Genomic DNA, 11,935 nt, shown 5'->3' with positions numbered 1-11,935 from the left:
GGCAACCCCGCACACACATCAATAATCTCGCCCCCTCCCCTGTGCTACACTTCGCGCCATTCCTTTTAGCTACGAGTTTGCAATGAGACGAGAACTTGCCATTGAATTTTCACGCGTGACCGAAGCGGCCGCGCTGGCTGGCTATAAATGGCTGGGCCGCGGCGACAAAAATACCGCTGACGGCGCGGCGGTAAACGCCATGCGTATTATGCTCAACCAGGTCAATATCGACGGCACCATCGTGATTGGCGAGGGTGAGATCGATGAAGCACCGATGCTGTTTATCGGTGAGAAAGTCGGGACCGGTCTTGGTGATGCGGTCGACATCGCCGTCGATCCTATCGAAGGCACACGCATGACGGCAATGGGTCAGGCAAACGCGCTGGCCGTACTGGCTGTTGGCGATAAAGGTTGCTTCCTGAACGCGCCAGACATGTACATGGAAAAGCTGATTGTCGGCCCAGGCGCAAAAGGGTCTATCGACCTGAACCTGTCGCTGGAAGCCAACCTGCATAACGTTGCCGCTGCACTCAATAAGCCGCTGAGTGAACTGACCGTCACCATTCTGGCCAAGCCACGCCATGATGAAACGATCGCCGAAATGCAAAAACTGGGCGTGCGCGTCTTTGCTATTCCAGACGGTGACGTTGCTGCCTCCATTCTGACCTGCATGCCAGACAGTGAAGTTGACGTGCTGTACGGCATTGGCGGCGCACCGGAAGGTGTCGTTTCTGCCGCCGTTATCCGCGCGCTGGACGGCGACATGCAGGGTCGTTTGCTGGCGCGTCATGACGTCAAAGGCGACAGCGAAGAGAACCGTCGCATTGGCGAACAGGAACTCGCTCGTTGCGCCGCCATGGGTATTGAAGCGGGCAAAGCGCTGCGTCTCGATGAAATGGCGCGTAGCGACAACGTCATTTTCTCTGCCACCGGCATCACCAAAGGCGATTTGCTGGAAGGGATTAGCCGCAAAGGTAATATCGCAACCACCGAAACGCTGCTGATCCGCGGTAAATCACGTACGATCCGCCGCATTCAGTCGATTCACTACCTCGATCGCAAAGATCCCGATGTGCAGGCGCACATCCTGTAATTGATTTGATCAATAGAGCCTTCCAGCCCATATGGGCTGGAAATCTTTCGTCCAACAAACGAAGATAAGGCAATCAAAGCAGACAGGAGAAAACCATGGCAGATTGGGTAACAGGCAAAGTCACGAAGGTACAGAACTGGACCGATGCCCTGTTTAGTTTGACCGTGCGAGCTCCGGTTCTTCCTTTCACTGCAGGTCAATTCACCAAGCTTGGCCTTGAGATCGACGGCGAACGCGTCCAGCGCGCCTATTCTTACGTCAATGCCCCTGATAACCCCGATTTAGAGTTTTATCTGGTGACGGTTCCCGACGGCAAACTCAGCCCTCGTCTGGCAGCACTGAAGCCTGGCGATGAAGTCCAGGTGGTGAGTGAAGCTGCTGGTTTCTTCGTGCTGGATGAAGTCCCCGATTGCGACACGCTGTGGATGCTGGCAACCGGCACGGCTATCGGCCCATATTTGTCGATTCTGCAATTAGGCAAAGACCTGGATCGCTTCAAAAATCTGGTGCTGGTCCACGCCGCGCGCTATGCCGCCGATTTGAGCTATCTACCGTTGATGCAGGCCCTGGAAAAGCGCTACGAAGGTAAATTACGCATCCAGACGGTAGTCAGCCGTGAAACCGTGGCAGATTCGCTGACCGGGCGTGTACCGGCGCTAATTGAAAGCGGTGAACTGGAAAAAGCGGTCGGGCTGCCAATGGATAAAGAAACCTGTCATGTGATGCTGTGCGGAAACCCGCAGATGGTACGCGACACGCAGCAGTTGCTGAAGGACACCCGGCAGATGACCAAACACCTGCGCCGCCGACCAGGCCATATGACCGCAGAGCACTACTGGTAAGAACGTTTCAATGCCCGGTTAACACCCGGGCATTTTGCCGGATGGCGCTTATCCGGCCTACGAGTCAGCCCTGTACTTTACGTCCTGCGTATCCTTACCATATTTATTTGCGTCCTGGGTGCCAATGAACGCCCCCAGATCGATAAGCATGCCGACCAGAATCAACGTTGGAACAAAGCGGCCTACCGCCCATTGCCAGACGCCGGGTAACATCGCCCAATTTCCGGCCAGCAGCATCCACGCAAGAATCATCAACAGCGCCCACGCTCCAGAACGCCCACGGTCATGCAGACGTTTTACCGTCACTGCCGCCGTTGGCCATAGCAGACACACCAGACAAAAAGCCGCGGTCTGAATATCGAGTAATTGTTTGCTCGCCAGCGAAAACAAAACCAGCATGCCGACGATCCATAGGCCAATCCAAATCCAGAAATCACGGCGCCCGATGCGCCCTTTAAATGAGAATAACCACTGCTGTATGGTCATGTAAGTTCCTTTATTATTACCTTCCAGAACAGTTTACCCTTTTGACAAGCTCGACGGTTACCGTTTTAATCGTGAGCAGCGAGAATGAAAGGTACGATTGATGAAGCACGGATTTACACTGTTTTTATTATTGTTTTCAGCCTTAACCGCGAGCACTGCGGCATTGGCGGAAGCGCCATCGACGGCAACCACAGCCCCCTATTTACTGGCGGGCGCGCCGACCTTTGACCTGTCGATTAGCCAGTTTCGCGAAAACTTTAATACACAGAATCCGAAGCTGATCCTGAATGAGTTCCGCGCCATCGACAGCAGTCGCGATCGGGCAAATCTCACCCGCGCGGCCAGTAAAATCAATGAAAACCTGTATGCGTCTTCCGCCCTTGAGCGCGGCACCCTGAAAATCAAAAGCATGCAGATAACCTGGTTACCAATTCAGGGACCAGAGCAAAAGGCAGCTAAAGCGAAAGCGCTGGAATACATGACCGCCGTCATCCGCACCGTCGCACCGCTACTGACGAAGGAACAGAGCCAGAAAAAACTGCAAAAACTGCTCGCCGCAGGCAAAGGTAAGCACTATTACGCCGAAACAGAAGGCGCAATTCGCTATGTCGTGGCAGATAACGGTGAAAAGGGGCTGACCTTCGCTGTTGAACCGATTAAGCTGGCACTATCTGAAAACCTCGAAGGGTCGAATTCCCCCTAAATTATTCACGTTTCAGGAAGGCGGCGACGCAACGAATCCCCAGGAGCTTACATCAGTAAGTGACTGGGGTGAGAGAGTACAGCCAACGCACCTGCAACGTGGAGAATGACGGGGAAATGACAAAAAGCAAAGCCTTTCGGGGGATGAATCTCTATACTGTTTCACAGACCATGCTGCCCTGAGGGGCGGCCATATTCCTTAATTCGCTGACAAGCGTGGAGAAATGAAATGCGACATCCTTTAGTGATGGGTAACTGGAAACTGAACGGCAGCCGCCACATGGTAAACGAACTGGTTGCTAATCTGCGTAAAGAACTGGCTGGCGTTGCTGGCTGTGCAGTAGCGATTGCTCCGCCGGAAATGTATATCGACCTGGCGAAACACGCCGCTGCCGGTAGCCACATCATTCTGGGCGCGCAGAACGTTGACCTGAACCTGTCTGGCGCATTCACTGGTGAAACAAGTGCTGAAATGCTGAAAGACATCGGCGCACAGTACATCATTATCGGTCACTCTGAGCGTCGTACTTACCACAAAGAATCTGACGAGCTGATCGCTAAAAAATTCGCCGTGCTGAAAGAGCAGGGTCTGACTCCAGTTCTGTGCATCGGTGAAACCGAAGCAGAAAACGAAGCGGGCAAAACTGAAGAAGTTTGTGCACGTCAGATCGACGCAGTTCTGAAAACTCAGGGCGCGGCAGCATTCGAAGGCGTCGTTATCGCTTACGAACCAGTATGGGCTATCGGTACCGGTAAATCTGCAACTCCTGCTCAGGCTCAGGCTGTTCACAAATTTATTCGTGACCACATTGCTAAAGCTGACGCGAAAATCGCTGAGCAAGTAATCATCCAGTACGGCGGTTCTGTAAACGCAGCTAACGCGGCAGAACTGTTTGCTCAGCCGGACATCGACGGTGCGCTGGTAGGTGGTGCTTCTCTGAAAGCAGACGCCTTCGCCGTCATCGTTAAAGCAGCAGAAGCCGCTAAACAGGCTTAAGTTGTTAAGGCGGGAGGAGCACTCCTCCCGCTGTATTAACTACCAGTATCCCAACCAGTGCCACCAGAAGGCGCCGGTCACCCCCCAAATGGTCAGGTTGACCACACTCATCACCAGCCCCGTTTTCCACCACTCTGCCAGCGTGACATAGCCCGAACCAAAGATGATCGGCGCAGTGCCCGTGCCATAGTGCGTGAGCGACATCATCAGGGAGGAGGAGAAACCGAGCATTAAACCAAGCAGCGCTGGCGGCGCGCCGAGGCCTAATCCTGCAGCGAAAAACGCAGCGAACATAGCCGTAATATGCGCAGTAGTGCTGGCGAAAAAGTAGTGCGAGTAGACATAAAGCAGAATCAACAGCAGCGTTGCAACACTCCAGTGCACGCCAAGATGGTCGATTGCGCTACCAACGCTGGTTGCCAGCCATCCCACCAACCCCAGTTTGCTGAGAAAATCCGCCATCATCACCAACGCGGCAAACCAAACTATCGTATCCCATGCCCCGCGGCATTTAAGAATGTCATCCCAGCTCAATACGCCCGCCATCAATAGAATCGACAAACCAATTAACGCGGCGCTAGTGGGGTTTACGCTCCAGGCACTGCCCATCAGCATCGCTGGAACACCCGCCCACAGGCAGAGCAGCAAAATGAACACTGCCAGGGTGATTTTTTCTGCCAGTGATAGTGGACCCAGCGCATCCAGTTTTTGCCGCGCGAACTGCGGCGCATTTGGCGTGCGCGTGATAGCTGGCGGATAGAGCCACCAGATTACAATCGGCATGACAACCAGTGATACCAAAGCGGGAAGAAGCGCCGCAATAGCCCACATTCCCCAGGTCATATTCAGCACGCCATCCGTCCCCTTCGTCAAAAAGCTGACGATTAACGGGTTAGGTGCGGTCGCGGTGATGAACATTGCCGAGCTGATCGGGTTAATGTTGTAGTTCACCAGCGCGAGATAACGGCCCGTTGAGCCATTCTCGGCATGGCCTGGCTGCGAGCCGAGGCTTTCCGCAATCGCCCGCATTACCGGGTGGATAATGCCGCCTCCACGCGCGGTATTGCTTGGCGTTACGGGTGCAATTAGTGTTTCCGCAAGGGTTAATGCCCACGCAATACCCAGCGTTCTTTTACCAAATAGCGCAATAAACCCGTAGCCAATACGCGCTCCCAGGCCAGTCTTTAACAGACTTTGCGACAGCATAATGGATAAACCAATCAGCCAGATTAACTGGTTCGAAAAGCCACTCAACGCATCGTTCAACGCCGCGGAGGGTTTGCCGGGGTTAGTAACGCCAGTCATCGCCACCAGCATAATCGCCACAATCGCAATTGCGCCAATGGGCATAGCTTTACCGATAATCGCAGCGATCGTACCAATAAACAGTGCCAGCAGGTGCCACGCTTGCGGGGTTACGTCAGGAGGACACGGGATAACAAACCAGATGGTCAGCGTAATCACGAGCGAGATGATGGCAGGCCAACAGCGGATGGGGGTCAAACTGTCCATGAATCAATCCTTGAATTTCCAGTGCGCAAATCTGCGCTCAGGCATTAACCGATATTGCCGCACATAATACAATTCACTCACTCACAAAACATAAAATTAACATTTTGATACATCTACAGTTTTCCTAACACCGTAAACCAGGCGTAATCCAGCGGCAGAAGAATCAAATACGTTGCCGCCGCCAGTGCGATACACAGCAGCATCCCCGCCCTTGCAGGTACTTTCCCGAGCGCCATCGCCACTACGATCGGTGAAGCCTGATACGGCAACAGTGGCGTGGAATAACCCAGCACCTGGATCATAATCACCGACAGCAGCGGGAATCCCGTCGCATCGGCAAAACTTTGCGCCAACGTGGTATACAGCGCCGGAACACCGTTCGCCGTCATAATAAAATTAAGCGCTGTGGTAATACCGGTTAGCGCGAGGAAACTGGTAAACGGCTTTTCCGCATCCAGCGGCATCACCTGTAACAGCGCTTCGCCAACAGCGCTACCAATACCGGTTTGCGTGACGGTGATCGCCAGCCCCAGAATACCCGCCACATAAATACAGGTACGAATGTTGACCCCAGTGGAAAACTCGTCGCCATTGATAAAGCCAACCCGTGGTAGCAATGTGATAACTGCCGCAGCCAGTCCGGTCCACGCAGGGCCAATGCCGTGCCAGCTTTCGCTTACCCACAAGAACAGCACCACCGCTAACATCCAGGCCAGACGTTTTTCATTCCGGCTCATCGGCTCCGGCGGCGTGAGATCGCGCGGCGCATGCGGCTTGCCAGGGAACAACCAGCAGATAAGCACAATGAGCACCGCGCCTTTAAGCCAACCCAGAACCGGCGTATGCAGCAGCAAATAGGGAAGATAATTGAGGTGGATGCCGTAAGAGCCTTCCGCCGCGCCGCTCATCACCAGATTCGGTACGTTAGCGGGTAAAATCGTCGCAGAAAGCTGGAACGTCCCAAACCCGACGGCCAGTGCCAGACCATACCAGGCGCGCATGCCGTCGTTAATTCCAGCCCGTTTCGCCATCGCCGCGACGATCGGCATCAGCAGCGCAATGCGGCCCATGTTGGATGGCATTACAAATGCCAGCGCGTAACTCAGCAGCACTACGCTCGCCACCATTAACGGCCAGGAATCAGTCAACCTCGATGACAGCGCCCTCGCCGCCCTGTCCGCCAGCCCCGTTTTACGAATCGCGATACCCAGTACAAAGCCGCTAAACACCAGCCAGAACGCGGAGGACGCAAAGCCGCCAAAAATCACATCCGGTGGCGCGATTTTGGCCACCATCGCCACGGCAAAGAACAGCAGCGCCGTTATAAACTCCGGCAGCAGCGACGTAGCCCAGAGCAGAATGGTGATACCAACCACCAGAGAGGGGATAAACAGAGGGTGTGTAAGCCAGAGCGACATGCCTGTCTCCTGTTGTTTTTTTCAACAAGAATACGGGGACAGGCATGCGGAGTAAACGCCAGATTAGGTGGGGTTAACGCAGAATATCACATTGATGATCCTGAATTTCCTCAGCGGAGGCGAGATTCAGTGCCAGCAGATTGCGCTGAGTAGCCAGCAGGACAAAGGATTCGTCGCTCTGGCGCACCATCGCCAACGCATAGCTGCCCATATGCTCACGCGCATCCGGCACCTCTTCCGCCAGCATCATAAACGGGCTGCGTTGTGCCAGTTCATTTTCCGTGACGCGACGTGCCAGATATTCATGACCGCGCAGCCCACCCGGTAATGGTAGCCAGCGGGTGCTGATTTTCGCCAGGTTGTCATCCAGCTGCTTTCTGACATCGGTTCGCAGGCAGGAGATATGAATATGCAGGTGATTTTGCGTACGCCCGCTACGAGAGTTAATGGTCAGAGAGACTGCTTTGTCAGGGATTTCCTGGCCGTATTTTTGGCTCATAAAGCTACGTGCCTGCCAGGCCAGCCAGAAAAAGTTCGGCGTGCCTGATTTCAACAGCAGCGGACTTTCCGTACCGTTGATCCGCCAGGTAGGCATCAACAGATATTGCAGTGGGCCGTTACGGTCTTTGAACACCACATATCCGGCATCCGGCTTTACTTCAGCGCATGGTGCGGGGTCCTGCTGCTGCAACTGGTGCGGCAGGCATTGCTGAAGAACGATCTGGCGTAATGCGTCCGGGTTGCCGGTGAATTTCCAGTACCCGATACCTGCAGCGGCGGCGACCACAATCACCGCCAGTAAAAGATAGCCTGCTTTTTTCATTACGCGTTTCCTGTATCCCATTGAAGGGCAAGAGTAACGCAAAACCATGACAAATAAAAAACCCGGTCGCGCTTGGCCACCGGGTCGGTAAATCACAGACTTATTTATCGTTTACTGATTTGGTCGAACGTACCGCCGTTAGAGAAGTGCTCTTTCTGCGCTTTCGTCCAGCCGCCAAACTCTTCGTCGATAGTGAACAGCTTCAGCTTCGGAAATGCGTTTTCGTATTTCTTCGCGACTTCTGCATCACGTGGACGATAGTAGTTTTTCGCCGCAATTTCCTGGCCTTCCGGAGAGTAGAGATACTTCAGGTAAGCTTCCGCCACCGCTTTGGTGTCTTTCTTTTCCACCACTTTATCAACCACGGACACGGTCGGCTCCGCGAGGATAGATTCACTCGGGGTCACTATCTCGAATTTATCTTTGCCCAGCTCGTTCGTTGCCAACAGCGCTTCGTTTTCCCAGGCAATCAGTACATCACCGATACCACGTTCAACGAAGGTATTGGTTGAACCACGTGCACCAGAATCGAGTACCTCAACGTTTTTATACAGGGCCTTCACAAAGTCTTGTGCCTTGGCCTGATCGTTGTTGTTGTGGTGCAGGGCATAGCCCCATGCCGCCAGATAGTTCCAGCGAGCTCCGCCGGAGCTTTTCGGGTTTGGCGTAATGACCGACACGCCCGGTTTGATTAAATCGTTCCAGTCATGAATTTGTTTGGGATTGCCTTTGCGGACCAGGAACACGATGGTGGAGGTGTAAGGCGCGGAGTTATCAGGCAGGCGTTTAATCCAGTTTTTATCGATACGGCCACGTTCAGCAATGGCATCCACGTCGTAAGCCAGTGCCAGCGTCACAACATCGGCTTCAATGCCGTTGATGACGGAAGTCGCCTGTTTACCCGAACCGCCGTGCGACTGGCGGATCACAACGTTGTCGCCCGTTTCCTGCTTCCAGTGCGCGCTGAAGGCCTTATTGTACTGCTCGTACAGTTCACGCGTTGGATCGTACGATACGTTAAGTAACTGAATATCCTTTGCCAGAACGCTGGTCGATGCCAGCAATAATGTTAACCCTACGCCCCATTTGTTCATCGCCCAGCTCTCTTAGGTAGTGTTGTGATGAGCAAAGCGTGCCAGAAAGGCATCCAAACATTAAAGAATAAAAAAAGATTTGCTATAACTTGGGGGAATATATGGCGTCGAGTTTTTGCCTGATGGCGCTACGCTTATCAGGCCTACGATTTGCATCATGTAGGCCGGATAAGGTGCAAGCCGCCATCAGGCAATTGCATTTAGTACAGTTTTTTCGCGCAGTCCAGCCAGTCACCTTTGAACGGACGCTTCATGTTTTCGATAGCGTCTATGATGTCGTGGTGAACCAGCTGCTCGTTCTGAATACCTACGCAGCGACCGCCGTGGCCTTCCAGCAACAGTGCAATCGCATATGCGCCCATGCGGGATGCCAGGATACGGTCGTAAGGAACCGGGGAACCACCACGCTGGATGTGACCCAGTACGGTTGCACGCGTTTCGCGGCCCGTTTCCTTCTCGATGTAATGCGCCAGTTCGTCAACGTCACACATGTGTTCAGTGATCGCTACGATTGCGTGTTTTTTACCTTTCGCGATACCTGCTTTGATTTCAGTAACCAAATCGTCACGGCTGAATTCCACTTCCGGAACCACCACGAACTCACAACCACCGGCAATTGCAGCCGCCAGGGTCAGGTCACCACAGTAGCGGCCCATCACTTCGACGATGGAAATACGCTGGTGAGAAGAAGAGGTATCACGCAGGCGGTCAATCGCTTCAACGACAGTGCCCAGAGCGGTGAAGTAGCCGATGGTGTAGTCGGTGCCCTTGATATCGTTATCGATAGTGCCCGGCAGACCGATGCATGGGAAGCCCATTTCAGTCAGGCGTTTTGCACCCATGTAAGAACCGTCACCCCCGATAACAACCAGGGCGTCGATGCCACGCTTCTTCAGGTTTTCGATCGCCACCGCACGTACGTTTTCATCACGGAATTCCGGGAAGCGAGCAGAACCGAGGAAAGTACCGCCACGGTTGATCATGTCGGACACGCTGTAGCGGTCAAGCTGGACCATACGGTCTTCATACAAACCCAGGTAGCCATCATGGATCCCCATGACTTCCAGCCCTTCCGTCAACGCTGCACGTACAACACCACGGATTGCTGCGTTCATGCCCGGCGCATCACCGCCGCTTGTCAACACACCGATTTTCTTAATCATGACTACCTCTGAACTTTGGAATGCAAAATGAAATCTGCTGCCGGAAGTCGATTCCGCATATCGAAACGATCCAACGAATATGCAGATAGTATAACAATCACTTCCTGCTGAATTGATTCAGGTCAGGCCAAATGGTGGTAATTTATACACAAAATGCTGGCCCGGTTCACTTTTTTTACAACGAATTATGAAAGCTCAAACATCTTGCCTTCCTTGGGTACGACTGAACAGGGATCCTGATGAATGATGACATCCGATCCCGGGAAACGCCGTAAAATTGCCTGCTCAACCTGTTCAGCCACTAAATGCGCCTGAACGAGCGGCAGATTATCTTCCATTTCCAAATGAATCTGAATAAAGCGGGTCGGCCCTGACTGCCGCGTGCGAAGATCGTGAGCGCCGCTGACTCCAGGCCATGACGTCACTATATCAATAATTTCCTGACGTTCCTCATCGGGTAAAGCGCGATCCAGCAAAGATTGCACTGCCTCATACCCCATGCGTAATGCGCTATATAAAATATAGATGCCAATCCCCAGCGCAAACAAGGCATCTGCACGATGCCAGCCATACCATGCCAGCCCGAGCGCAATGAGAATCGCACCGTTCATCATAACATCAGACTGATAATGAAGCATATCTGCCCGAACGGCCTGACTTTGCGTACGCTTCACTACCCAGCGCTGAAACGAGACCAGAATGATTGTACACACTAACGCAATGATGGTGACAACCACCCCAACGCCCGGATCTTTCATCGGCGTGGGTTGGATGAGATGCTGAATCCCGGTCAGGAATAAAAACAGCGCCGAACCAGAAATAAACATGCTTTGCGCCAGCGCCGCCAGCGATTCCGCTTTTCCGTGTCCGAACGTATGCTCATCATCGGCGGGCTGCAGCGAATAGCGCACCACCAACAGGTTGGTTAACGACGCCGCGATGTCCACCAGAGAATCCACCAGTGCAGCCAGAATACTGACCGATCCGGTGTACCACCACGCGAAAATTTTGATCAAAAGTAACAGCGATGCCATCACGGTTGCCGCGATTGCCGCCCGGCTCACCAGCCGCCCATAGGTTTGATTCATAAACACTCCTGCCAGGATATGCCGCTAGTATAACGGATGAAGTAAAACAGTCAGGCAATAACCGAGGGACAAATTTTGGGCAAAAAAAAACCCCACATCATGTGGGGGAAGACAGGGATGGTGTCTATGGCAAGGAAAACAGGGTTACTACTGGGAACGTGAGTTGCTACTACTCAATAAATTCAACGATGAGCTTTTTTTCCAGTGCGCTACATCGCGCAGTTGCTCCATTCGTTGTTCATGTTTCTCATTTAAAACCGCTTGCTGCTCTGGTGTTAACAGGCGATACATCTGGTTGCGGATCCTGGCTATTTCAACCTGGCGGGCAACCTGTTCTTGCGCCATTCTTTCTGCCTGAGCGCGCACTGCGCTTTCATCAAATTTCTCTGCGGTGACAAGGCGATGCATTGTCTCCATTTCGCTAACATTAACAGGAGGCTGTTCGTGTCTTGCCTGCTGCATTAAATCTCGCATCTGTTGACGTTGATGTTCGGTTAAACTGATACCGTCAAACATGTGGCTCTGAACGCTGCGTTGCGATGAGCCTTCACCCAGGTGCCAGTGATCGCCTGTGACGACTTCAGCTGCATGGCTAAATGTACTGAGTGCCAGCGTTGAGGCCATGACGGCAGCGGTAACTTTGCCCATCACTTGCTCCCAAAATCTTTTCTGTCGCGATTCAACGAGAGACAGTTTACGATTCGGGCTGCAAACATG

At 53.1% G+C, this 11,935-nt stretch carries 12 protein-coding genes; 4 read left to right on the top strand and 8 right to left on the bottom strand.

All coding sequences use genetic code 11. The features are described from left to right. The first annotated feature begins 82 nt into the window (after nt 1-82). Nucleotides 83-1,093 carry a class II fructose-bisphosphatase gene (gene glpX / locus OGY10_RS14485; protein ID WP_003840506.1) on the top strand — a complete coding sequence of 337 codons (1,011 nt, stop codon included), beginning with the start codon at nt 83-85 and terminating at the stop codon, nt 1,091-1,093. Nucleotides 1,094-1,188: 95 nt separating this feature from the next. Next, nucleotides 1,189-1,935 (top strand): ferredoxin--NADP(+) reductase, encoded by a 747-nt coding sequence (gene fpr, locus OGY10_RS14480; protein WP_008787029.1) that lies wholly within the window; start codon nt 1,189-1,191, stop codon nt 1,933-1,935. Nucleotides 1,936-1,992: 57 nt separating this feature from the next. Here the strand turns inward: fpr and OGY10_RS14475 are convergent, their stop codons facing one another. Then, entirely contained in the window at nt 1,993-2,421 is a 429-nt protein-coding gene (locus tag OGY10_RS14475; RefSeq protein WP_008787028.1) for a DUF805 domain-containing protein, read from the bottom strand. Between the two features lie 100 nt (nt 2,422-2,521). Here OGY10_RS14475 and OGY10_RS14470 point away from each other — a divergent pair, with 100 nt between their 5' ends. Further along, nucleotides 2,522-3,124: a YiiQ family protein gene (locus OGY10_RS14470; protein ID WP_048237080.1), complete on the top strand. Its 603-nt coding sequence runs from the start codon at nt 2,522-2,524 to the stop codon at nt 3,122-3,124. A gap of 228 nt (nt 3,125-3,352) precedes the next feature. Further along, nucleotides 3,353-4,120, top strand: coding sequence for a triose-phosphate isomerase (tpiA, locus tag OGY10_RS14465; protein ID WP_003028783.1), 768 nt, complete (start codon nt 3,353-3,355; stop codon nt 4,118-4,120). 39 nt (nt 4,121-4,159) lie between these two features. Here tpiA and OGY10_RS14460 read toward each other — a convergent pair whose 3' ends face one another. From OGY10_RS14460 to cpxP, 7 genes are all read right to left on the bottom strand, one after another. Further along, on the bottom strand, nt 4,160-5,632 hold the full coding sequence (locus tag OGY10_RS14460) for a DASS family sodium-coupled anion symporter (RefSeq protein WP_003825206.1): 1,473 nt from the start codon (nt 5,630-5,632) through the stop codon (nt 4,160-4,162). Between the two features lie 113 nt (nt 5,633-5,745). After that, entirely contained in the window at nt 5,746-7,050 is a 1,305-nt protein-coding gene (locus OGY10_RS14455; RefSeq protein WP_286576930.1) for an SLC13 family permease, read from the bottom strand. Between the two features lie 73 nt (nt 7,051-7,123). Then, entirely contained in the window at nt 7,124-7,873 is a 750-nt protein-coding gene (locus OGY10_RS14450; protein ID WP_020996109.1) for a CDP-diacylglycerol diphosphatase, read from the bottom strand. A 104-nt stretch (nt 7,874-7,977) separates the two neighbouring features. After that, a complete protein-coding gene (gene sbp, locus OGY10_RS14445) occupies nt 7,978-8,967 on the bottom strand; it encodes a sulfate/thiosulfate ABC transporter substrate-binding protein Sbp (protein ID WP_008787024.1) in 990 nt (329 codons plus the stop codon). A 200-nt stretch (nt 8,968-9,167) separates the two neighbouring features. Next, entirely contained in the window at nt 9,168-10,130 is a 963-nt protein-coding gene (gene pfkA, locus OGY10_RS14440) for a 6-phosphofructokinase (RefSeq protein ID WP_048237083.1), read from the bottom strand. Nucleotides 10,131-10,315: 185 nt separating this feature from the next. Further along, nucleotides 10,316-11,218 (bottom strand): CDF family cation-efflux transporter FieF, encoded by a 903-nt coding sequence (gene fieF / locus OGY10_RS14435; RefSeq protein ID WP_003825216.1) that lies wholly within the window; start codon nt 11,216-11,218, stop codon nt 10,316-10,318. A 147-nt stretch (nt 11,219-11,365) separates the two neighbouring features. Further along, the gene (gene cpxP, locus OGY10_RS14430; protein WP_008787022.1) at nt 11,366-11,866 is read right to left on the bottom strand and encodes a cell-envelope stress modulator CpxP; all 501 of its coding nucleotides are present in this window, start codon (nt 11,864-11,866) and stop codon (nt 11,366-11,368) included. Nucleotides 11,867-11,935 lie beyond the last annotated feature (69 nt).

Origin of the sequence: Citrobacter sp. Cpo148 (genome assembly GCF_030332375.1) — a bacterium.
In the GTDB taxonomy this organism is placed as follows: domain Bacteria; phylum Pseudomonadota; class Gammaproteobacteria; order Enterobacterales; family Enterobacteriaceae; genus Citrobacter; species Citrobacter portucalensis.
The sequence above is the reverse complement of the archived record's forward strand: the minus strand, read 5'-3'. Positions and strand labels throughout refer to the sequence as shown.